At 44.4% G+C, this 21,541-nt stretch carries 24 protein-coding genes; 19 read left to right on the top strand and 5 right to left on the bottom strand.

From position 1 onward, the window contains the following. Positions 1-113 precede the first annotated feature (113 nt). The 11 genes from G6N79_RS00220 to G6N79_RS00170 all read left to right on the top strand — a co-directional run bounded on the left by G6N79_RS00220 (position 114) and on the right by G6N79_RS00170 (position 7,876). Positions 114-341, top strand: coding sequence for an AtpZ/AtpI family protein (locus G6N79_RS00220; RefSeq protein WP_234993271.1), 228 nt, complete (start codon positions 114-116; stop codon positions 339-341). Then, the gene (locus tag G6N79_RS00215; protein WP_103907634.1) at positions 334-738 is read left to right on the top strand and encodes a hypothetical protein; all 405 of its coding nucleotides are present in this window, start codon (positions 334-336) and stop codon (positions 736-738) included. The genes G6N79_RS00220 and G6N79_RS00215 overlap by 8 nt, the downstream gene beginning before the upstream one ends. An 88-nt stretch (positions 739-826) precedes the next feature. Continuing rightward, a complete protein-coding gene (atpB, locus tag G6N79_RS00210; protein ID WP_103907633.1) occupies positions 827-1,912 on the top strand; it encodes a F0F1 ATP synthase subunit A in 1,086 nt (361 codons plus the stop codon). 40 nt (positions 1,913-1,952) lie between these two features. Further along, a complete protein-coding gene (gene atpE, locus G6N79_RS00205) occupies positions 1,953-2,144 on the top strand; it encodes an ATP synthase F0 subunit C (protein WP_099367593.1) in 192 nt (63 codons plus the stop codon). A 107-nt stretch (positions 2,145-2,251) separates the two neighbouring features. Next, entirely contained in the window at positions 2,252-2,752 is a 501-nt protein-coding gene (locus G6N79_RS00200) for a F0F1 ATP synthase subunit B (protein WP_103907632.1), read from the top strand. Positions 2,753-2,777: 25 nt separating this feature from the next. Next, the gene (gene atpH / locus G6N79_RS00195; protein ID WP_103907631.1) at positions 2,778-3,323 is read left to right on the top strand and encodes an ATP synthase F1 subunit delta; all 546 of its coding nucleotides are present in this window, start codon (positions 2,778-2,780) and stop codon (positions 3,321-3,323) included. A gap of 58 nt (positions 3,324-3,381) precedes the next feature. Then, positions 3,382-4,956: a F0F1 ATP synthase subunit alpha gene (gene atpA, locus G6N79_RS00190; protein ID WP_103907630.1), complete on the top strand. Its 1,575-nt coding sequence runs from the start codon at positions 3,382-3,384 to the stop codon at positions 4,954-4,956. A gap of 90 nt (positions 4,957-5,046) precedes the next feature. Next, on the top strand, positions 5,047-5,928 hold the full coding sequence (gene atpG / locus G6N79_RS00185) for an ATP synthase F1 subunit gamma (protein WP_103907629.1): 882 nt from the start codon (positions 5,047-5,049) through the stop codon (positions 5,926-5,928). A gap of 243 nt (positions 5,929-6,171) precedes the next feature. After that, entirely contained in the window at positions 6,172-6,426 is a 255-nt protein-coding gene (locus G6N79_RS00180) for a DUF6364 family protein (protein WP_103907628.1), read from the top strand. After that, positions 6,427-6,846, top strand: a complete 420-nt coding sequence (locus G6N79_RS00175) for a type II toxin-antitoxin system VapC family toxin (protein WP_103907627.1) — start codon at positions 6,427-6,429, stop codon at positions 6,844-6,846. Positions 6,847-7,174: 328 nt separating this feature from the next. After that, positions 7,175-7,876 carry a sterol desaturase family protein gene (locus G6N79_RS00170; RefSeq protein WP_234993270.1) on the top strand — a complete coding sequence of 234 codons (702 nt, stop codon included), beginning with the start codon at positions 7,175-7,177 and terminating at the stop codon, positions 7,874-7,876. A gap of 58 nt (positions 7,877-7,934) precedes the next feature. Here G6N79_RS00170 and G6N79_RS00165 read toward each other — a convergent pair whose 3' ends face one another. After that, positions 7,935-8,984 carry a 3-oxoacyl-ACP synthase III family protein gene (locus G6N79_RS00165; RefSeq protein WP_103907702.1) on the bottom strand — a complete coding sequence of 350 codons (1,050 nt, stop codon included), beginning with the start codon at positions 8,982-8,984 and terminating at the stop codon, positions 7,935-7,937. A gap of 68 nt (positions 8,985-9,052) precedes the next feature. On the opposite strand from G6N79_RS00165, the gene G6N79_RS00160 reads away from it, so the two are divergent. The 4 genes from G6N79_RS00160 (at position 9,053) to G6N79_RS00145 (ending at position 13,896) form a co-directional block, all read left to right on the top strand. Further along, positions 9,053-9,334, top strand: a complete 282-nt coding sequence (locus G6N79_RS00160; RefSeq protein ID WP_103907625.1) for an ATP-dependent Clp protease adaptor ClpS — start codon at positions 9,053-9,055, stop codon at positions 9,332-9,334. A gap of 83 nt (positions 9,335-9,417) precedes the next feature. Next, positions 9,418-11,910, top strand: a complete 2,493-nt coding sequence (locus G6N79_RS00155; RefSeq protein ID WP_103907624.1) for a TonB-dependent receptor — start codon at positions 9,418-9,420, stop codon at positions 11,908-11,910. A 58-nt stretch (positions 11,911-11,968) separates the two neighbouring features. Then, complete coding sequence (locus tag G6N79_RS00150; RefSeq protein ID WP_103907623.1) at positions 11,969-12,787, top strand: 3-keto-disaccharide hydrolase; 819 nt, start codon at positions 11,969-11,971, stop codon at positions 12,785-12,787. A gap of 11 nt (positions 12,788-12,798) precedes the next feature. Next, entirely contained in the window at positions 12,799-13,896 is a 1,098-nt protein-coding gene (locus G6N79_RS00145) for an SGNH/GDSL hydrolase family protein (protein WP_160003805.1), read from the top strand. A 601-nt stretch (positions 13,897-14,497) separates the two neighbouring features. Here the strand turns inward: G6N79_RS00145 and G6N79_RS00140 are convergent. The 4 genes from G6N79_RS00140 to G6N79_RS00125 form a co-directional block, all read right to left on the bottom strand. Further along, a complete protein-coding gene (locus G6N79_RS00140; RefSeq protein WP_103907621.1) occupies positions 14,498-14,881 on the bottom strand; it encodes a hypothetical protein in 384 nt (127 codons plus the stop codon). A gap of 805 nt (positions 14,882-15,686) precedes the next feature. Further along, positions 15,687-16,568 (bottom strand): IS3 family transposase, encoded by an 882-nt coding sequence (locus tag G6N79_RS00135; RefSeq protein WP_164527197.1) that lies wholly within the window; start codon positions 16,566-16,568, stop codon positions 15,687-15,689. Positions 16,569-16,591: 23 nt separating this feature from the next. Next, positions 16,592-17,125 (bottom strand): transposase, encoded by a 534-nt coding sequence (locus G6N79_RS17500; RefSeq protein WP_206517946.1) that lies wholly within the window; start codon positions 17,123-17,125, stop codon positions 16,592-16,594. A 331-nt stretch (positions 17,126-17,456) separates the two neighbouring features. Next, a complete protein-coding gene (locus tag G6N79_RS00125) occupies positions 17,457-18,158 on the bottom strand; it encodes a YjjG family noncanonical pyrimidine nucleotidase (RefSeq protein ID WP_103905912.1) in 702 nt (233 codons plus the stop codon). Between the two features lie 120 nt (positions 18,159-18,278). Here G6N79_RS00125 and G6N79_RS00120 point away from each other — a divergent pair, with 120 nt between their 5' ends. From G6N79_RS00120 to hemE, 4 genes are read left to right on the top strand one after another with little or no spacing between them, the layout of a single operon-like run. Then, positions 18,279-19,154 (top strand): sensor histidine kinase, encoded by an 876-nt coding sequence (locus G6N79_RS00120; protein ID WP_103905934.1) that lies wholly within the window; start codon positions 18,279-18,281, stop codon positions 19,152-19,154. Then, entirely contained in the window at positions 19,144-19,851 is a 708-nt protein-coding gene (locus G6N79_RS00115; RefSeq protein WP_103905911.1) for a response regulator transcription factor, read from the top strand. The genes G6N79_RS00120 and G6N79_RS00115 overlap by 11 nt, the downstream gene beginning before the upstream one ends. Positions 19,852-19,859: 8 nt before the next feature. Continuing rightward, the gene (locus tag G6N79_RS00110; protein WP_103905910.1) at positions 19,860-20,375 is read left to right on the top strand and encodes a hypothetical protein; all 516 of its coding nucleotides are present in this window, start codon (positions 19,860-19,862) and stop codon (positions 20,373-20,375) included. Beyond that, the gene (gene hemE / locus G6N79_RS00105; protein ID WP_103905909.1) at positions 20,375-21,412 is read left to right on the top strand and encodes a uroporphyrinogen decarboxylase; all 1,038 of its coding nucleotides are present in this window, start codon (positions 20,375-20,377) and stop codon (positions 21,410-21,412) included. Before G6N79_RS00110 ends, hemE begins: the two co-directional genes overlap by 1 nt. The last annotated feature ends 129 nt before the right edge of the window (positions 21,413-21,541 follow it).

The raw sequence follows: 21,541 nt of genomic DNA, 5'->3' as shown, positions 1-21,541 counted from the left end.
TTAATTGGCTGTTTTGGATAAAAACTTCTGGTTTTTCGTTAAAAGTCAGGAAATGAAACGGTAAGAGTGGCATATTTAATTATATTTGTTGCAGTACACATCGCCAGAAAAATTTGAAAGGGAATAATTCGGACAAGAAAGTCAACAAGTGGTTGGTATTTACCTCCATGCCCGTGCAAATGGGCATCACGATCTACCTGTTTTACTGGGTGGGTGCTTGGCTGGACCGGAGATACGAAGTGGAAGGGGAGTGGTGGATGAAAGGCCTGACCATGTTGGGCGTTATCGTGTCGCTATACCAATTTATCAAACAAGTAAACTACATCAATAAAAATGAATAAATACCTGCAGTTAATACTCATTTTGTTTGCCGTTACGGGGATCTGTTTTGGGATCCATTATGCAGTGCTTAGCTACAACGATCAGGACCATTGGTGGATCGGCTCGGGCTACAGCCTGTCGGGTATGTATATTTTTGGGGCGGTGGCTTCATTGGTCATGCTGATCGTTTATCTCGGTGTCGATTACTCCATGCCGAAGCAACTCGGTTTCGCTTTCCTGGTCGGTATGACAGTCAAGGCAGCAGCCAGTTATTACTACATCCATGAGGGCATCAATCTGCTCGAAAACGATTTCATCGAACTCAATTTTCTGGTCGTGTTTTTCGTTTATTTAGTGTATGATGCCTATGTTGCGTATTTCCTTGTAAATCAGGAGGAACCAGATAAGAAAATCTAAATTTTTAAAAAGTTTACACAAAACTGAATTTATGCCAAATAAAATTGTAATTTTGCGCAAAATTTGTCATAATTCAACATTATTTAAAATGGTGAGTCTTAAGAAAGTACTTTTATTATTGGCAGTGGTTTTGTTCACTGTAAATCCATTCCGATTAGCTGCTGAAGCGGCTCCTGCCCATGGAGAGACATCGTCTCCGGAGGAGATTACCGCTCACATTCAACACCACTTAAAGGACGATTATTATTTCAATTTCGCACACGATTCAAAAACTGGAAAGAACTATGGTTTTCCATTACCGGTAATCTTGATCGATAACGGATTGCATGTGTTTTCTTCAGGCGAATTTGACCATGGCAATAAAGTCGTTGAAAAAAATGGCAATTACTACAAATTATACCACAGCAAAATCTATAAAACGGATGCTGCTGGAACGATTACCTACGACGAACATCACCACCCAACCAATGCGAAGCCATTGGACTTCTCGATCACCAAGAATGTGGTAGGTCTGATGTTGGCGGCTTTGTTGTTGTTCTTGGGCTTTACCAGCTTAGCAAGAACCTACAAAAAAGGACCAAATGCAATCCCTACAGGTGTAGGTCGAGTATTGGAGCCTTTGGTACTGTATGTCCGCGATGAAATGGCTGTGCCAAACATTGGCCACCGTTACAAAGAGTTCATGCCTTATTTGCTATCTGTATTTTTCTTGATCTTTTTATTGAACCTGCTAGGTTTGACGCCACTGGGCTTGAACGTAACGGGTAATATCACAGTAACTTTGGTTTTGGCGTTATTTACGTTCTTCATTACGAACTTCAAAGCCAATAAAGATTACTGGAAGCACATTTTCTGGATGCCTGGTGTACCAGTTCCCTTCAAGTTTATCTTGGCGCCTATCGAGGTGTTGGGTATGTTCACCAAACCATTCTCATTAATGCTTCGTTTGTTCGCGAACATCACGGCAGGTCACTCCGTAGTGATGGGATTGATCGCGATTATTTACTTATTCCAACATGAATTGACATTGGGTGGTAGTATCGGTGTATCGATGTTATTGACCTTGGTGTTGTTCTTCTTGGAGCTATTGGTTGCATTTTTACAGGCGTTTATCTTTACCATGTTGTCATCCCTATTCATCGGTATGGCGGTGGAGGAACACGCGCATCATTAATTCGAATTTTTTGTTAAATTTTATAAATAATTAAATTGTTATGATTCCAAATTTAGTAGGTGCAGGTTTGATCGTTATCGGAGCTGGTTTAGGTTTAGGTAAAATCGGTGGTTCAGCTATGGAAGCTATCGCTCGTCAGCCAGAAGCAGCATCAAAAATCCAAACTGCAATGATCATCATTGGTGCCCTAGTAGAAGGTTTAGCATTCGGTGCTTTAATCTTGGGTAAATAAGCTCAGGCTTATCAAAAAACAATAGACATAACTTGCAACGGTTGGTTGCAAGTTGTGTTTATCAAAGACAAAAAATTATACACAGAAAAAAATAATAACGTACATAAATGGAAGCTTTAATTCATGATTTTTCCTTCGGGTTGGTTTTCTGGCAGGTTATCATCTTATTGATCGTAATCCTGTTATTGGGAAAATTTGCTTGGAAACCGATTGTAAACGCTTTAGAGGAACGCGAAAAGGGGATTACTGATGCCCTTGCATCCGCTGAGAAAGCGAAATTGGAAATGGCTCGCTTAACTAACGAAAACGAGCAGTTGTTGAAAGAAGCGCGTGAAGAGCGTGACGTGATCTTGAAAGAGGCCAAGCAATTGCGTGAGAAAATCGTTGCTGATGCAAAGGAGACTGCGCAGGTGGAAGGTGCCAAGATGATCGAAAACGCGAAACGTGAAATCGAAGAGCAAAAGTTAAAAGCGCTTGCTGAAGTGAAGAACCAAGTGTCTACACTATCCTTGGATATCGCACGTAAAGTATTAACCAAAGAGTTTGAAGATCAGAACAAACAAGAAGCCCTAGTTGCTGATTTGTTGAAGGACGTGAAATTAAGCTAATTGGTTACCCTATAAAGAAGAATATATGTCAGTTTTCAAAGTAGCTTCCAGATATGCCAAGTCATTGATTGACTTGTCCAAAGAGCACAACAACTTGGATGAGGTTAAGGCCGATATGGAAGATGTCATTGCCGTTATCAAGTCCAATACAGAGTTGCAGGCGGTGTTGAACAATCCGATCATCAAGACGGAGAAGAAACTTGCGATTTTGAAAGCACTATTTCAAGATAAAGTAAAGCCGGAGATATTGGATTTCTTCAGTATCATGGTGAATAAAGGCCGTGCGGAAATCGTTTACCCGACGGCAGTTGAATTTATCCGTGAGTACAACGAGGTCAAAGGAATCGTGCATGCGGTGGTTACATCAGCGGCACCACTTTCCGAAACCAGTCTGAGCGCACTGAAACAAGAAATCGCAAACCAGATCAATGCAACGGTGCAATTGACCAATAAGGTTGACAAATCGTTGATCGGTGGATTTGTGGTGAAGGTTGGCGACAGACAGATCGATGCCAGTATTCTTGGTAAATTAAACAAGTTAGAAAGACACTTCGAGAACCAAGGCGTTTAATCCGCAGGTTCACGAACAAGAAATAATAGAATCAAAAACCCCTTATACGAATTTAACAATGATAGAGGTAAGACCAGATGAAGTTTCGGCAATTCTAAGAGAGCAATTGTCAGGCTTTAAGTCAGCAGCCGAATTGGAAGAAGTGGGTACCGTATTGCAAGTAGGTGACGGTATTGCACGTATTTACGGCTTAACAAAAGTTCAATCAGGTGAGTTGGTTGAATTTGCAAACGGACTACAAGGTATTGTGATGAACTTGGAAGAAGACAACGTGGGTGTTGTACTTTTGGGTGCATCTGATGAAATTAAAGAAGGTGATACCATCAAACGTACCAACCGTATCGCATCTATTAAAGTAGGTGAAGGTATGTTGGGTCGTGTGGTAAACACATTGGGCCAGCCAATCGATGGTAAAGGTCCTATCACTGGTGAGACTTATGAAATGCCTATCGAGCGTAAAGCGCCAGGTGTTATCTACCGTCAGCCAGTAACTGAGCCATTGCAGACAGGTATCAAAGCGATCGATGCGATGATCCCGATCGGCCGTGGACAGCGTGAGCTTGTGATCGGTGACCGTCAAACTGGTAAAACTGCCGTTTGTATCGACACCATCTTGAATCAAAAAGAATTTTACGATGCTGGTCAGCCAGTATATTGTATATATGTTGCTGTTGGACAAAAGAACTCTACTGTAGCGAACATCGTTCGTACCCTTGAGGAAAAAGGTGCTATGCCTTATACAGTAATCGTTTCTGCATCTGCAGCAGATCCTGCACCAATGCAGTTCTACGCGCCAATGGCGGGTGCTGCAATCGGTGAGTACTTCCGTGATACAGGTCGTCCGGCATTGATCGTTTATGATGATTTGTCTAAACAAGCGGTAGCTTACCGTGAGGTGTCTCTATTATTGAAGCGTCCTCCAGGCCGTGAGGCATACCCAGGTGACGTATTCTACCTTCACTCCCGTTTATTGGAGCGTGCTGCGAAAATCAACTCTTCCGATGAGATCGCACGCAACATGAACGACCTTCCAGAGTCCCTAAAGGACAAAGTAAAAGGTGGTGGATCATTGACTGCACTTCCAATCATTGAAACGCAAGCGGGTGACGTATCTGCTTATATCCCTACCAACGTAATTTCCATTACTGACGGTCAGATCTTCTTGGAATCGAACTTGTTCAACGCAGGTATCCGTCCAGCGATCAACGTAGGTATCTCGGTATCCCGTGTAGGTGGTAATGCGCAGATCAAATCCATGAAGAAAGTTGCCGGTACATTGAAACTTGACCAAGCACAATACCGTGAATTGGAAGCATTCGCTAAGTTCGGTTCTGACTTAGATGCGGCTACAAAAGCGGTTTTGGATAAAGGTGTTCGTAACGTAGAGATCTTGAAACAAGGTCAATATTCACCAGTTTCTGTTGAGAAACAAGTAGCGATCATCTATGCCGGTACAAAAGGTTTATTGCGTAACGTGCCTGTAGCGAAAGTTAGAGAATTCGAAGAAGAATACTTGACGCAGCTTGAGCAACGTCATCCAGAGGTGTTGTCAGCATTGAAGGCTGGTAAATTCTCTGATGAATTAACTGATGTATTGGAAAAAGTAGCTAAAGAATTAGCTTCAAAATATTAATTAGCATAAAGAATTGAGCGCTGAGATATGCAGCTTGAGAACACTGTTTCTTCCGCTACATATCTCCTGGCTCACTTCTAAAATAGACTTATGGCAAACTTAAAAGAAGTTAGAAATCGTATTACCTCCGTTACCTCTACGCAACAAATCACCAAAGCAATGAAAATGGTATCTGCAGCGAAGTTGAAACGTGCGACCAATGCGATCGTTCAATTGCGTCCCTATGCGACAAAATTGAGAGAGATCCTTGCGCAAGTGTCCGCTTCTGTAGAAGGTAATGACTCGCCATACACACAAGATCGTATCCCTACAAAGGTGTTAATCGTTGTGGTAACCTCAAACAGAGGTTTGGCGGGTGCTTTTAATGCCAATGCTATCAAAACTACGAACAACTTGATCGCAACAAAGTATGCAGATCAATTTGCACGCGGTGATGTAAGCATTATTGCTATCGGTAAAAGAGGGCATGATTTCTTCTCCAAACGTGAGTTCAACGTAATCGGTAACCACAATGAGCTGTTCAATAACCTGGATTTCGAAAATGTATCCAAAATCACGGAATATGTGATGGAGCAGTTTAAGGAAGGGAACATTGACCGCGTAGAGGTTGTATACAACCAGTTCCGTAATGCCGCAGTTCAAATCTTGACGTCTGAGCAGATCTTACCTCTTCTGCCAGATAATAAAGAAGACGAAGATGTAGCTGAATTGGATTATATCATTGAGCCTTCCAAAGAGAAGATCATCGAAGAGCTTATCCCGAAAGCGATTAAAATCCAGTTGTACAAAGCTGTTCTTGATTCGCATGCCTCCGAACATGGAGCACGTATGACAGCGATGGACAAAGCAACTGAAAATGCTGGTGACTTGTTGCGCCAATTGAAATTGTCGTACAACCAAGCACGTCAGGCAGCCATCACAACAGAATTGACGGAGATCGTTTCTGGTGCTGCAGCATTGTCAAACGGATAATAAAATTTTATAATTTGTATAGGGAAAGCCGTTACACTAAAGTAACGGCTTTTTATTTTGCAGATTGATGTGGTTTTGAACCCAATAAAACATCTGAACTGCTTGTTCAATTCTTAACCATCTAGCCATTTTTAATGGCAGACCGACGGTTCTTTTTCTCTTAGTCCTAATTACTAAAGAACCTAACTTCAAATTTCATTGTACGTATAAATTTTGTATATTTATCCGTACAAGCTAAAAGTTATGGATGCTAAACTATCATTAAAATTAAATGAAAACGTAATTAAGCGTGCGAAAAAATATGCTTCGAATAAAAACGTCAGTTTATCTAGATTAATTGAAAATTATCTTGATTCAATAACGCGTGAGCAAAATAATGACTTTGAGATTTCCCCTTTTGTAAAGAGTATTTCAACGGGAAAAAGTATTCCAAACGATATTGATGCCAAAAAAATAAGAGAAGATTACACGCAATATGTAGATAGAAAGTATCAGTAAATGCAAAAGATATTTTTAGACACGAATATTCTAATAGATTTTCTGGGTGAAAGAGAAGCATTTTATCATGCTTCTGCAAAAATTATGACATTGGCGGATAAGCGGAAAATCAAAATCCTGACTTCACCTATATCGATAGCAAACACTTTTTATGTTTTAGCAAAATATGAAAATGCAAAAGCTGCTATAGAAAAAATTAGAAAATTTAAAGTGCTATGCTCTATCTCCAAAATGGATGATGATGTTATTGAAAGGGCTATACATTCTGACTTTAAAGATTTTGAAGATGCAATGCAATATTTTAGTGCTTTAGCTTCAGACTGTGAATTAATTGTAACTAGAAATGAAAAGGACTTTAAAAATTCTCAAATACCTATTATGAATGCAGAGAGCTATTTACATACTTTAAAAATTATTTAAGTAAATCAGAATCCCTAAATTTTCCAGAAAGCCAATTAAAACTATCAGCCCAGAATTTTCAAGGCTGTTTTATATATCCGAAAAGTATAATACTGTTCGTTACCAATTATGTGCTCTTACCATACTGCCGCCAAAGAACTCGATGAGGTAAGCATCTAAAAATGCAATACCCGACTTTATTTCTGACTATTATCCTTGAATTGTCAAAATAATAGTTTTCATTTTCCGCCAACCATGTTTTCCTTATTTTTGTTCAGTATTTAAACCCAATTTTCTCAGAAAAGGGTTAATGTTATTAACTAAAGGTGAATGATAGTGTTTTAAGGTTATGGCAAAAAAGTTATACGTTTCAAATTCAACCGAATCTTCAAGAATGTTCAAGAATGATTTCCTTGAATCCTTGACGAAGGTGCATTGGTCGGTACCCATTATTTTCTGGATTCCGGTGAAGATCTATTTTATATGGCGGGCATTGGTACCGGGGGAGTTGTCCGTAGGGACTGTGGTTATGTATTATTTGTTTGGTCTAGCTTTTTGGACCTTAGCCGAATACGTTCTCCACCGATGGGTATTCCATTACGAACCGAGCTCAAAATTCGGTAAACGTGTCCATTTTATATTCCATGGTGTCCATCATGATTTTCCAAAGGATAGGTTACGGTTGGTGATGCCGCTTTCCGCAAGCATTCCCATGGCTGCCATTATCTATCTGCTATTCAGTCTATTCTTTTCTCCCTATACGCTAGCGGCCTTTTTCTCGGGCTTTTTATTGGGCTACCTCATTTATGATGAATGCCATTACGCGATGCATCATGCAAACTTCAAATCTGGATTGTTCAAGAAGATAAAGGATCACCATATGCTGCATCATTATGCGGAACCTGATCGCGGGTTTGGCGTCAGTTCGGCACTCTGGGATAAGATTTTTGATTCCGGATTCACTAAGAAAAAAGCTGCCGGTACAGCAAAGAATCAACTTAAAACGGTAGAGAAAAAAGAAGATTCGGTCGGAACAGAACAATTACATTAACTAGCATAAAAAAGCGGGTTCAGCAAAACTGAACCCGCTATTCGTACTATCTTTTAGCTTACCAGCGTATGAGCGCTGACCCCCAGGTAAAACCTGCGCCAAAGGCTGCCAGACAGACCAGGTCGCCCTCTTTGATCTTTCCCTGTTCCCATGCTTCGCACAACGCGATCGGTACGGAGGCGGCTGTCGTGTTCCCGTATTTTTGGATATTATTGAATACCTGATCATCCGATAGGCCCAAGGTTTTCTGTACAAACTGTGAAATCCGAAGGTTGGCCTGATGCGGGATCAACATATCGATATCCGATTGCTTCAGGTTGTTCTTCGCCAAGGCTTCGCCGATTACTTCTGGGAATTTTACAACCGCCTTCTTGAACACGGCCTGACCATCCATATACGGAAAAGCAGAGCCATCATCCAGCATTTCTTTTGTCATCAACATCTGACCGAGCTCAACATCCGGCCACTCCGGCATATCTTCACCGAGGTAATATCCTGCGGATGCTCCCGGATAATACATCGCCAGCTTCTCTGCGTCCGCACCATCCGAATGCAAGTGAGTACTCAGGATCCCTTTGCCTTCTTCGGTGGTCGGTTGCAGAACAACCGCACCGGCACCATCACCAAAGATGACGGAAACGGCTCGACCACGGGTGGAGAAATCCAAAGCGAAGGAATGTTTTTCCGATCCCACCACCAGGATGTTTTTGTACATCCCTGTTTTGATGAACTGATCGGCAATGGATAGGGCATACACAAAACCGGAACATTGGTTGCGAACATCCAATGCACCTATTTCTTTCATGCCCATCTCGCGCTGTAACAAGACGCCACAGCCCGGGAAGTAATAATCTGGAGAAAGGGTGGCAAAGATGATAAAATCGATCTCCTCCGCTGTCGTGTTCGCGCGCTCGATCGCGATCTTGGCCGCCTCGACTCCCATACTCGTGGTGGTTTCGCCGATACGGTCTGCATAGCGGCGCTCTTTAATACCCGTTCGTTCCTGGATCCACTCGTCGCTGGTATCCATAAACCGGGTCAAATCGGTATTGGTATATACATTCTTGGGGACATAATACCCCAATCCTGCAATTTTTGAATGAAACATAGGTCTATCTTCTTTTAACAATTCAGCTAAATTACTCATTTTATTGAAAAATAGTCTAATTTTGCAGTATGAGCGTAGAAGTAGAACAGGAAACATTTACCCTAGAAGAGATACTGGCAGCAACAAAGGGGTCCAATAAACTGATCCTATGGAATGACGATATCAATACATTTGACCATGTCATACACTGCTTGATGCATTACCTGCAATACGACGAGGAAGAAGCTGCGCGCATAGCCTGGACCGTCCATACCAAAGGGAAATGCATCATCCTGGAAGGCTCATACACCGAGGTGGAAGTCTACCGAAAGATTCTGAAAACAGAAGGACTATCCGTTTCCGTCGAGTAACACCTGCGTAATAAAGCAGTTACGAGACCTTGTTTTTCTTAAATTATGCGCAATTTTGGGTTTAAATCACAAAAATAAAGCGCATGCTACTTAAGAAAGCTCTAAGCAGTTTACTATTATTATTTCCCTTATTTTTACTAGCACAAAAAGTTAACATTTCAGGAAAAGTCTTGGAACAGGATTCCATTTCCCCAGCTGTAGGGGCAAGTGTAAGCCTGTTGTCCACAGTCAACAATGCCTATTTGCGCGGTCAACAGACTGGCAGCAATGGTAATTTTCAAATTCCGGAGGTTGACCCAGGTACCTATAATTTACAAGTCACCTTTGTTGGTTACAAGACCTTTACACGCAGTAATTTTGTTGTTGAACCTGGCAAGGACATCAATCTGGGATCCATTGTCCTGGTGGAAGAAGGAGAGCTGCTCTCCGAGATTGTCGTGCAGGGACAAGTTCCCGATCTGCAGATCGGTATAGATAAAAAGGTGTTCGATGTCTCCCAGAGTATGGTGAGTGTGGGTGGTTCCGCACAGGATCTTTTGGGCAATGTGCCGACCCTGCAGTTGGAATCCGATGGAAGTGTCAGCTTGCGCGGATCCACTAATGTCCGTTTCCTAGTGGACGGAAAAGAGTCTGCGATGGCTGGATCGGATATCAATTCCTTCCTGCAGTCCCTACCAGCCGATGCGATCGCAAAGGTCGAGATCATTACCAACCCATCGGCGAAATATGATGCCGAAGGGCAATCCGGGATCATCAATATTATCCTGAAAAAAAATGCACGTCTAGGTCTTAACGGTTCCGTGACGGCGTCAGGAGGTTCCTATGAGAACGCCAATGCAGGAGTAACACTGAATTACCGTGCCGGCAAGATGAATTATTTCGGAAATTACAACTTCGCGAGAAGACATAGCCTGGGCGACGGAACTTCCGATAATGTTGATTATATCAATGGCGCCATTACCGACCTGAGTCCGCGGACCCAGAGTATCGAGGAAAGCTCCCGCTTGGGGTATAACCATACCATTCGCTTTGGTACGGATTATTACATGAACGACAAGACTACTTTGAGCTTGACCACAAACCTCAGCCTTCGGGACAACGAGCGTGGCAACGATATCAACTACAATTACTGGAATGTACCTGGATTGGGAAGTTCCAGTTTCCGGAATTCGCTTCAGCATGAAGATGACCTGGGCATTGATGCACAGGTGGATTTCAAACGGACCCTGAATCGCGAAGGAGAGGAATTGACGGCCAATGTTTCCTTTGGCTACGATACGGAGGATGGGGTCAATGATTTCCACCAGACCTTTGCCAATGGGAATGCCGATCTGAAACGGGTGAACAATACCTCGGAATCTGGTAAAAACTGGAATATGCAATTGGATTATGTGCTTCCATTTGGTGAAAACCATAAGTTTGAAGCCGGGTACCGCAGTATCTTGCGTTATTCGGACGAAAGCCAGTACTCCGAAGAGCTGGACTCGATTACGCAAAATTTCATACCGGATTACCGCATTACGAACGACTTTGATATGGCGAGCACCGTGCATGCCCTTTACGTGAATTACCAGCGCCAGATAACCGATAAGTTCGGTGCGCAGGTAGGTCTCCGGGCAGAACAGGCGAACCTCAATACCAATATTTACTCCCATGACCTTGAGAACCCGAGCATCATCAAGAACGATCAGGGCAAGCTGGACTATTTCCGACTGTATCCGAGTGTTTTCTTGAGCTATGCCGTTGGGGAGGGCAAGAGCGATAAAGTACAGTTGAGCTATTCCAGACGCGTACAGCGTCCGCGCGGATGGCAGGTGAATCCGTTCATCGATGTTTCCGATGTGCAGAACTATCGCCAGGGTAACCCGAACCTGATGCCGGAGGATATCCACGCTACGGAATTGAGTTTCTCGAAATTCTATACCAAATGGAACTTTGTCGCTTCTGCATTCTACCGTCGCGTGAATGATCAGACACAACCCGTAATCTACGATGAAGACCTAATCGCCGATATCGTGGGCGACCGCACCAACGTGACCTACATGAAGTGGGAAAATGCATCCGATCTGGACGCGGCAGGTTTTGAATTGATAAGTAAGGTCAACCTGACCAAGTGGTGGGATGTTACAGGAAATGCGAACCTTTCCCACATTACTTTCCATCCGAAAGATGGATTGGGACTGGTAGGCCGGAATTCCTTCAACTGGAATGCGAACCTGACGACCAATGTAAAAATTACACCGACATTCTCCGCACAGGTCCGTGGGGATTACCGCTCGGGTATGAAGACCATGCAAGGGGAAATGGAGCCGATGAAAGGTGTCGATGTAGCACTTAAGAAAGACGTTCTGAAGAACAGGGGGACATTTATGCTGAACGTACGTGATGCATTCAATACCCGTAAATTTCAGATGCATAACTATTTGCCGAACCGGGAGACTCAATTCTCCCACCGCTGGATGCGCCGGATGATCACGCTGTCCTTCTCCTACCGTTTTGGTATTCAGAACCTCGGAAAGAACAACCGTGAAGATCGCCAACCGGAAATGGAAGACATGGGTGGCCAACAATTTTAATTCTTGCTATTCACCTGAGAATTTTTAAATTTACGATTCAACTTAATCAACTTTCACTATGAAAAGAAAATTTATGTATGTATTGGTCGGTGTGATCGGATTGACTGCTGCTGCCTGTGGAACGAAGTCGTCCACTGTGGCAAAAGATGGTGCGGCACCTGCCTATGAAATACTTAATCTTCCCAAAGTAAGCCTAAAAGACTATAAAAAGAATTCTAACGGTGCCTATGTGCTGTTTGATGGTTCTTCCCTAAATGGATGGAGAGGCTATGGCAAAGACCATGTGCCATCTAAATGGGCGATTGATAACGGTACCTTGAAATTCTCCAAAGCACCAGCTGGAGTACAGAACCCTGAAGGGGGAGATTTGATATTCGCGCACGACTTCAAGAACTTCGAGTTGGAATTCGAATGGAAGATCTCGCAAGGCGGAAACTCCGGTGTGTTCTTCTTGGCAAAGGAAATCAAGGGTCAGCCGATCTATGTTTCCAGTCCGGAATACCAACTGTTGGATAACATCAACCACCCGGATGCAAAAATGGGTGTAGATGGTAACCGCAAGTCAGGATCCCTTTACGATATGATCCCGGCAAAACCTCAGAACGCATTCCCTGCGGGTGAGTGGAACCGTGCAAAGATCGTCGTGAACAAAGGTAAAGTGACGCACTTCCAGAACGATGAAAAAGTGGTTGAATATGAATTGTGGACACCACAATGGACCGAATTGTTGCAGGCGAGTAAGTTCAGCAAGGAGAAATGGCCTTTGGCATTTGATCTGTTGAATCAAGTGGGCGGAAAATCCAAATCGGGTGTGATCGGATTCCAAGATCATGGCGATGACATCTGGTTGAGAAATGTAACCGTGAAAGAATTGTAATGTTCAAGAGCATGACATATTGGAAAGAGAACCTATTGGGTTCTCTTTTTTGTATCTGCAGCTTTTTTGCAAGTGCACAGGAACAGGTTACTCAGCCAGTTCTTGGTACCGCAATACTTCAAGGCAGGGTGCAGGTAATGGATACGGTGATGAACTTTGGGCGCCTTCCCATCGAATTGAAGGACCAGGTCCGGAAACCCGTATGGGGATTGGGCCAGAATTCGGCCGGTGTTTACCTCGATTTCAAAACTTCAGCAAAGACCATTACCGTCCGCTACCAGGTGCAGGGAGGACTTGCTATGCCGCACATGCCGACAACTGGCGTCAGTGGTTTGGATCTCTATGTCCAAGAGGATAAGGCGGGACAATGGTCATGGATCCATGGCAAATACAGTTTCAAGGATACTATATCCTATACCTTTTCGCAATTCAATGCACCAAAAGATGGTACATTTCGGTTGTACCTCCCGCTCTACAACACCGTGTCATGGATGGATATTTCCGTTGATAAAGGGGCAGATCTTTCTTTTCAGCATCAAAAGAGCAAACCCATCATTGTTTATGGTACATCGATCGCCCAAGGCGCCTGTGCTTCGAGACCGGGTTTGGCGTGGACCAATTGGTTGGGGCGGAGCTTCGATAAGGAAGTCATCAACCTTGCCTTCAGTGGCAACGGTCGATTGGAACAGCCCATCTTGGACCTGATCAAAGTCGAAGACGCAGCCGTCTTTATCCTGGATTGCATCCCCAACTTGGATGTTAAGGAGGAAGATGGCGAGCGAAAGCTTATCGCGCTAATCGAAAATGCTGTGCGGACGATCCGCGAAAAACATCCCCAGGTTCCCATTGTCATGGCAGCCCACAGCTCCAGTGATGTGGCCCATATCGCCAACACCAACACCCAGGAAGACTACCAAGCGCGGTCAATGGTCGCCGAACAGGCTATCAAACAGCTGCAAGGTCGTGGCGATAAGAATCTCTATTGGATCTCCAGCCAAGACTTTGGCCTGGATTTGGAGTCAACAGTCGACTATGCCCACCCAAATGACTACGGGATGGATAAAATCGCAAAAGCCTATATCAAATTGTTGAAGGGATTAGGGTTGTAGAAGGTATGTTGGCGAATGATTGAGGCACAAGAGAGCCATTGCACTTGCTCCTCCGCACAACTCTTGCGCCAGCGGGTGTAACAAGGGGGGGCTGACGCATGATTGAGGCACAAGAGAGCCACTGCACTTGGCCCTCCGCACAACTCTTGCGCCAGCGGGTGTGATAAGGGGGGGCTGGCGCATGTTTGAGGCACAAGAGAGCCACTGCAATGGCCCTCCGCACAACTCTTGCGCCAGCGGGTGTGACAAGGAGGGGCTGATGCATGATTGAGGCACAAGAGAGCCATTGCAATGGCCCTCCGCACAACTCTTGCGCCAGCGTTGTGGCCTTGAAATAAGGGAGATATTTTGGGAGGGAATTGGCGCGCAGAGCGCGCCAATTCCCTCCCAAAATATCTCCTAACCGCGTAAATACGCATGCTGGCGCAAAGTCTTTTGAAGTGGCCTGTGGGGTGGCGGACTTGTGCCTAAACATGCCGTAGTCACAAAAAAAAACCGCACAGGTCCAACCAGACAACTCTTGCGTCAGCGGTGCACCTGATCATCAACGATAAAGGGATAGCCTCTCCTCTAAAACACGGATTTTTTTAATGAAATTCTTTTAAAAATCCTGCCACATACTCTCCGGGTCGTATGGAACTCGATTTGGTTCTATATCGTCCCAGGATTTATACTTATAATCCCTGCTAATAAAAATATAGTAATGCCATCTCCAAAAACATAAGGGATTGATTTTATAAAGACGAAAGACTTGTTTGTCTTCTTCGGAAGGATTTGTTTCTTCTATGAAACGATTTATTGGCCAGTCAGTCAAATAAGGATCCTTAAATCCAAATGACTCCACTAGTGTAAAGGATGCATTCGAATTAGAATATCTAAAAGGATCATTTCCATCTATCATTAATAAAATGTTCTTGTTGATTATTGGTAAGTTTACAATGATGATGACGATTGCGAGGGTTACAAAAATAAATTTCCATTTCATAGTTTGTTCTATTTACATTTTGTGCTAACTGGGGGTTTACCGGCAACATTTGACACACTTGTATTTCCACTTTTTCGTAGATCATCTAAAGATTTGTATAGGCCAGCCGGTGTTGTAAATCCAATATTGCTATTTGGTACATTTAACCTGTTGGATGAACATTTTGGGAAATATATAAATCATTCAATTTCTTTCTTTTTGAAAACTCAACCTAAACTTGCTCAATTTGAGAAACATTTAAGTCAAAATTATGTAAATCTGATTTCACACATCCTTTTTTGGCTATATAACAGAATTAAAATTGAAATAATAAACAGCTAAATCGTTAAAAAATTAAAAAACATACTTTAAGATAAAATTATTATTGTAACAAAAAGTTGTTTTTCCCCAATGGCGTTACATGGGTGATAGACGGCTGAATCGCAATTTGGGATGCAATTAATTATGGGCTGCTGACGCATGTTTGAGGCACAAGAGAGCCACTGCACTTGGCCCTCCGCACAACTCTTGCGCCAGCGGGAGCTTGAGATTTAAAAAGATACCAAAAAACTCCCGCCCATTCCTGCACACAACACTTACGCTAGCACAATCCCTTCACTCCAACCTTGTCCGACATGCTAGCGTGGTGCGACCGTATTTTTACCGAGGTGAATACGTCCCATAGACACGCTCTCACCACGCTCTCACCACGCTCTCACCACGCTCTCATGTCGGACAAGGTCCTGTCTTGTCCTTATATAGCTATACAAATTATTGGATTAATTCTGAATTGATTATACAGGCAAATTTGGTAATACTATATGTACTATACAAACTCTTTCTGCACTATTGGATATTTTTTCGGTCTCCATCTCTTTCTCAGCGCACCTGACCTCATATGTGCCTGTTCAGGTGTGAGGTAATCACAGCTCGCGTGGGGCCTTAGGTTGTTGTATACCCTGATGTTCTCCCTGATCTTTCTTGTGGTCTCCCTCAGGCCACTCTGTGATGCGTAGAGGTCAAACTCCGCCTTCAGTATGCCGTTCACCCTTTCGGCTATCGCATTCTCATAGGGATCCCCGTTCTCGGTCATGCTGACCCCGATCCCGTTGGTGCGTAGGATATCCACATAGCCTTTGCTACAGTACTGCGAACCCCGATCGGAGTGGTGTATGAGTCCCTTTCCCGGATACTGCCTCTGCTGCAGTGCCATCTGCAGGGCATCGATACATCCCTGTGCCGAGAGGTCGCCCCTGAACGCCCAGCCCACTATCTTTCTGGAATAGGCATCGGTGACCAGGCTCAGATATCCCCAGCGCCGGTTGAGCTGTACATAGGTGATGTCGCTTACCCAGACCTGCTCGGGGCGCTCGACCGCAAGTTCCTTTATCAGGTTTCTGTACTTCTTCATCCAGTGCCGCGAATCGGTGGTGACCGCCTTCCTCTTCCTGACCCTGATCTGTAGGGAATGCTCCCTCATCAGGGCGAAGAGATAGTCGCGGCCGATCCTGATCCCATGTTTTTGCAGGGGGCCGGCGAGCATATGGAGCAGCTTCCGGGTACCGATCCTCTTCTGTTCGCTGCGTATCCGCAGCACGTGCTGCAGGATGATCTCGTCCTTCAGTCCGACATCCTGCACCCGCCACTGGCGGTCATAGTACGCATGCCTTGTTCTGCCAAACAGTCCGCAGATCAAACGGATCCCCATTGCTGGGGATTCCTGTTTGATCTTTACGACCGCTTGGCACCAGACTTTTTTCTGATGTCGATCTTGAGCTGTTCCTCGGCAATATCGATCATGGTATCCAATGCCCTGATCTTCAGGTTTGCATATTCCAGGGCCTTCTTCAGGGCCAGGATCTCTGCCTCTTTGGGGTCTACGGGTTTCTTGTTGGCCATATCATCGGGTTCTGGGGAACTAAGTTCGGTATTTTCCCCCTTATATTCCCTGACCCATCTGGAGACCGTACCGCAGGAGATATCAAAGGTGTTCCCCGCCCGGTAGGCGCTCATCCCGTCCTGGACCGCCCTGATCACTGAACGCTTCAGCTCGGTGGTATACCGCTTTGCCCCAATGGGCTGTCGCCCGAACTTCTTCATCCAGCGGATCAGGCTCACTTCGGAGACACCGTACTGTTCCATCAGGTCCCGGCGGGGGACCCCAAGTTCGATCTGATCCAGCATGTGGAGGATCAAACGCTTGTCGAATGGCTGCTTCTTACTGGTCCGCTCAGCGAACTCAAACTCTCTTTCTATTGTTTCCATACACTTTGTTTTTGTGTATAGCTTTTTTAGGATTGGACATCCAGCTATGTTTTTAGGGGAATTTTTTGCGAAATTCCACCCGTTTACCTGAAAAACATACCGCAATAGCTGTTTTTCGGCCATTTTGCATATGTTCATAAAATCGAGGGAAATAGGGAAATTGGTGCCTGATTGTTTGGGATCTATTCGCTTAGCTGTTCCTGGGGAAATACAGGTGAATTAAAGAAGGATTTGCGCGACTACCTCGCCAATACAGATTCTACCTGTATAGACTATAGGATTGACGATTTTTTACACACCAATAAAATGTAAGCAATGGATTTCCGTTGATCTAGAACCAGTCTTGCAGATCTTTCAGATCCTTGATCATGTGGAGTACATCTGCGGGCTTTTCCTGCTCCAGGGGATTAAAGAAGATGGCTTCCATGCCGGCATTCTGGGCACCGCGTACGTCCGCGTCCAGGTTGTCGCCGATCATGATCGCATCCTGTGCTAAGGCGCCTCCATTTTTGAGTGCATGTTCAAAGATACGGCGGTCCGGTTTGTTGATGCCGATGATCTCGGAGATCACGATCGTTTCAAAATAGGGGTAGAGCTTGCTGTTCTCGAGTTTCTTTTCGCAGGCCTCCTTAAAGCCATTGGAAATCAGGTGCAGCACATACCTGTCTTTGAGGTATGCCAAGGTTTCATGGGCGTTCGGGAAAAGGTTGGTCTTCGTGGGGCAGATCGCGAGATACTCCTCTTCAAAATCCTTCGGGAAGAGTTCCGGGTCAACACCAAGCTGGGTGAAGGTGTCGGCAAAGCGCATTTTACGAAGCGTGGGTTTGTCGATCTGGCCATGGTGGTACAATCCCCAGACCCGGTGATTGTTCACCGTATAGGTAGCGATGAATTGCTCTGGACTGTCGTCATTAAAAAGCTGGTGGAAATTGTATTTGTGGTACAGGTCCTGCAGGGTTTCCTCTGCATTTCTGTCAAAATCCCAAATGGTGTGGTCGAGATCGAAAAATAGGTGCTTTTTATGATTGAACATGTGCAAATATAAACCCTTAAGATGGGCCAATCAACCCATATTCTAAGTTTACTGTCATAATGTTGGGCGTACTTCCGTTTGCAGGCGTATTTGGTTACCTTTGCGCAGGAAACATCGGATATGAAAAAAGCCTTATTTCTATTTTATTTTCTATTCTTTTATGCGATCACCCAATTGTTGTGGTGGGGCTTTATCCTGATCAAATTTGAGCCGGATCGCAAGGGCATGATCGTCGGAGAGGGCTTGATCTTCCTGTTGATCTTCGTGTGGGGTGCGCTGCGCCTGAAGAAGCAGGTGAAACAGGAGCATGAGAACAATCAGCAGCAGCAGAATTTCCTATTGGCCATTACCCATGAGCTGAAATCACCGCTCGCTTCCGTGAAACTCTATATACAGACGATCCTGAAGCGCGAACTCGATCGGGAGCAGCAGAAGGTGTTCCTTTCCAATTCCCTTAAGGATATCGAACGCTTGGATGATCTTGTGGAGAATGTCCTGTTGACCACCAAACTGGAAAACCGCTCCTATCAATTACCGAAGGAAGCATTTGATATGACGGAACTGGTGGAGCAGATCATTGACCGTCTGCAAAAGAACGCCTGTAAATCGCAGGTGATTAAATTTGAGCTTGAGGAGCATATCCAACTGAATGCCGACAAGTTTGCCATCACCAATGTGATCACCAACCTGATCGAAAATGCAGTAAAATATTCGCCGCCTTGTGCCACCGTTTTTGTGAAATTGAAAAAACAGGAGAATAACCTGCTTTTTTCGGTTGCAGACCATGGCGAGGGTATCCCTGCTGAGGAAAAAAAACTTATCTTTAATAAATTCTACCGCGTAGGTAGCGAAGCGACCCGTAAAACTAAAGGAACAGGTTTGGGGTTATATATTGTAAAGACCGTATTACAGAAACACAATGCGACCATTAAGGTAAAGGATAATACCCCAACGGGAAGCATTTTTGAAGTTATTTTTGAAAATTATGCAAACTAAACAGCGTATACTTTTGGTGGAAGACGAGGAACACTTGTTGGAAGCAATCAAATTGAATCTAGAACTTGAAGGTTACCGTGTAACCACAGCAACCGATGGAAAGAAAGCCCTTAAGATCTTTAAGGAAGAGCGTTTCAACCTCATCATCCTGGATGTCATGATCCCGGAGATCGATGGATTCCAGGTTGCAGAAACCATCCGTTTGCAGAATTCCGAAGTGCCCATTATGTTCCTGACAGCGAAGAACAGCTCGGAGGACCGCATTACAGGCCTGAAGAAAGGGGCCGATGATTATTTGGTGAAGCCTTTCAACCTTGAGGAGCTGATCCTGCGTGTGAGTAACCTGATTCGTCGCGGTATGAAAGGTGACGATCTGAAAGAACTGAATTCCTATACAATCGGTGATAAGACCATTTATTTCAATTCGTTCGAGTTGCACCAGGCCGATGGCACCATTACGTCCCTGACCAAAAAAGAAACCATGCTGCTGAAACTGTTGATCGAACGCAGAAATGAAGCTGTGTCCCGTGAACAGATCCTAGAGACCGTATGGAACTACGACGTATATCCATCCACCCGGACCATCGATAACTTTATCCTGACCTTCCGGAAGTATTTTGAACCCGATCAGAAACATCCGATTTATTTCCACTCCATCCGTGGGGTCGGTTATAAGTTCACGGACAACCAGAACTAAGGTACAGCATGACGAACAATGCCCGAAAGATAGTAATCGCCATTGCGTTTCTATTCATCATCTATGCGATTTACACCAAGCAATATAACTTCATTGTCTATATCCTGGGTATTATCGCTTACTTGGTGTGGAGTTACCTGAAGGAAGGTACGGTGTACCTGGCTACGCAGGCATTCCATAAGCAGGATTACGAAAAGACCAAACAGCTATTGGCAGAAATTAAGAATCCGGATCGTCTGCGGAAGGGGAGACGGAACTATTATGAGTTCATGATGGGGAACATTGCCCTGAAGGAAGAGCGGATCGATGAGGCCGAATACCATTTCCAGTTGGCTTCCCGTTTACCCTGGAAGCGCGACAATGAAAAAGGAATGGTCCTGATCAATCTGGCAAATATCAACTTGCGCAAAAAGGACTATGAACGTGTGGAAGGCTATATTGCCGCAGCTGAGAAACTGCGCCTGACCGCCAGACAGCAGTCGATAATTGAAAAAATAAAAAACGAGTTAAATAAGCATAAATAGTGGACAAAAATTTAAAGAACGATCTATTGATTCGTGCTGCGCTTTCGCAGCCAACGGAAAGACCGCCAGTATGGATGATGCGCCAAGCGGGAAGATTCATGAAGGAATATTGGGAAATCAAGAACAAATATTCTTTCTTGGAAATGTGCAAAACCCCAAAAATTGCCGCAGATGTGACCATGCTTCCCATTGACCTGTTAGGGGTTGATGCAGCTATTCTATTTTCGGATATTTTGGTAACAGCAGAGGCAATGGGAGGTGACCTATCCTTCGAGCAGGGTGTAGGGCCGCGCTTTGCAAACCCAATCCGTACGGCGCAGGACGTGGAGAACCTCAATGTAGATTGTTTGGATAAATTGCAATATGTGGCTGATGCCATCAAAGTTATCCAAGGCCGCTTGGACGGAAAGGTACCTTTGATCGGTTTCGCTGGTGCACCATTTACCATCTTGAGCTACTTGGTAGAAGGTGGTTCCTCCAAAGATTTCAAACTGACCAAGACTTTATTGAACAATCAGCCAGAAATGGCACACACCATCCTGCAGAAGATTGCCGATGTGACGGTAGATTACCTGAACATGCAGATCGAGGCTGGCGTGAATGCGCTACAATTATTCGATAGCTGGGCATTGGCCTTATCTTGGAACGATTACCAAGAGTTTTCGCACCGATATAACAAATACATCTTATCCAAGTTGAACCGCAAGGATGTTCCGGTTATTTCCTTTTGTAAGGGAAGTTCGGTATTTGCACCGATTATGGCGGATGCACAGCCAGATGTTGTTTCCGTAGATTGGAATGCCGATCTATTGAACATCAAAAAATCGCTGCCAGCGGGTATGGCCGTTCAAGGTAACCTGGATCCGTTCGTGCTGTATGCGGATAAACCGGTGATCAAAAAGAAAATTATCGATCTATTCGAGCGGATGCGTGGAGAAAACGGATTTATCTTCAACTTAGGCCACGGCATCATGCCGGATATTCCATTCGATAATGTGAAATATGCGGTCGAAGTGATCAAAGATTTTAAATATTAATTCTATCGATCTGTAAAGGTCATCCTATCCCCAACCTTTGTTGGGGATATTTTTTTATCCCAGAGAGAAATTGCGGGCCAATCCGAATTTCGAGTCGTCGGCAAAGCCGTACTCTGCGATTAAATAGCT

Source organism: Sphingobacterium lactis (assembly GCF_011046555.1).
Lineage (GTDB): Bacteria > Bacteroidota > Bacteroidia > Sphingobacteriales > Sphingobacteriaceae > Sphingobacterium > Sphingobacterium lactis.
Note: the sequence above shows the minus strand (reverse complement) of the source record. Positions and strands in the feature narration are given on the sequence as shown.

What these genes read in the sequence shown, in the direction of transcription:
- G6N79_RS00215 (WP_103907634.1), top strand. Translation starts at nt 334, where the DNA reads ATGAATAAATACCTGCAGTTAATACTCATTTTGTTTGCCGTTACGGGG.
- atpB (WP_103907633.1), top strand. Translation starts at nt 827, where the DNA reads ATGGTGAGTCTTAAGAAAGTACTTTTATTATTGGCAGTGGTTTTGTTC.
- atpE (WP_099367593.1), top strand. Translation starts at nt 1,953, where the DNA reads ATGATTCCAAATTTAGTAGGTGCAGGTTTGATCGTTATCGGAGCTGGT.
- G6N79_RS00200 (WP_103907632.1), top strand. Translation starts at nt 2,252, where the DNA reads ATGGAAGCTTTAATTCATGATTTTTCCTTCGGGTTGGTTTTCTGGCAG.
- atpH (WP_103907631.1), top strand. Translation starts at nt 2,778, where the DNA reads ATGTCAGTTTTCAAAGTAGCTTCCAGATATGCCAAGTCATTGATTGAC.
- atpA (WP_103907630.1), top strand. Translation starts at nt 3,382, where the DNA reads ATGATAGAGGTAAGACCAGATGAAGTTTCGGCAATTCTAAGAGAGCAA.
- atpG (WP_103907629.1), top strand. Translation starts at nt 5,047, where the DNA reads ATGGCAAACTTAAAAGAAGTTAGAAATCGTATTACCTCCGTTACCTCT.
- G6N79_RS00180 (WP_103907628.1), top strand. Translation starts at nt 6,172, where the DNA reads ATGGATGCTAAACTATCATTAAAATTAAATGAAAACGTAATTAAGCGT.
- G6N79_RS00175 (WP_103907627.1), top strand. Translation starts at nt 6,427, where the DNA reads ATGCAAAAGATATTTTTAGACACGAATATTCTAATAGATTTTCTGGGT.
- G6N79_RS00170 (WP_234993270.1), top strand. Translation starts at nt 7,175, where the DNA reads ATGGCAAAAAAGTTATACGTTTCAAATTCAACCGAATCTTCAAGAATG.
- G6N79_RS00165 (WP_103907702.1), bottom strand. Translation starts at nt 8,984, where the DNA reads ATGTTTCATTCAAAAATTGCAGGATTGGGGTATTATGTCCCCAAGAAT.
- G6N79_RS00160 (WP_103907625.1), top strand. Translation starts at nt 9,053, where the DNA reads ATGAGCGTAGAAGTAGAACAGGAAACATTTACCCTAGAAGAGATACTG.
- G6N79_RS00155 (WP_103907624.1), top strand. Translation starts at nt 9,418, where the DNA reads ATGCTACTTAAGAAAGCTCTAAGCAGTTTACTATTATTATTTCCCTTA.
- G6N79_RS00150 (WP_103907623.1), top strand. Translation starts at nt 11,969, where the DNA reads ATGAAAAGAAAATTTATGTATGTATTGGTCGGTGTGATCGGATTGACT.
- G6N79_RS00145 (WP_160003805.1), top strand. Translation starts at nt 12,799, where the DNA reads ATGACATATTGGAAAGAGAACCTATTGGGTTCTCTTTTTTGTATCTGC.
- G6N79_RS00140 (WP_103907621.1), bottom strand. Translation starts at nt 14,881, where the DNA reads ATGAAATGGAAATTTATTTTTGTAACCCTCGCAATCGTCATCATCATT.
- G6N79_RS00135 (WP_164527197.1), bottom strand. Translation starts at nt 16,568, where the DNA reads ATGGGGATCCGTTTGATCTGCGGACTGTTTGGCAGAACAAGGCATGCG.
- G6N79_RS17500 (WP_206517946.1), bottom strand. Translation starts at nt 17,125, where the DNA reads ATGGAAACAATAGAAAGAGAGTTTGAGTTCGCTGAGCGGACCAGTAAG.
- G6N79_RS00125 (WP_103905912.1), bottom strand. Translation starts at nt 18,158, where the DNA reads ATGTTCAATCATAAAAAGCACCTATTTTTCGATCTCGACCACACCATT.
- G6N79_RS00120 (WP_103905934.1), top strand. Translation starts at nt 18,279, where the DNA reads ATGAAAAAAGCCTTATTTCTATTTTATTTTCTATTCTTTTATGCGATC.
- G6N79_RS00115 (WP_103905911.1), top strand. Translation starts at nt 19,144, where the DNA reads ATGCAAACTAAACAGCGTATACTTTTGGTGGAAGACGAGGAACACTTG.
- G6N79_RS00110 (WP_103905910.1), top strand. Translation starts at nt 19,860, where the DNA reads ATGACGAACAATGCCCGAAAGATAGTAATCGCCATTGCGTTTCTATTC.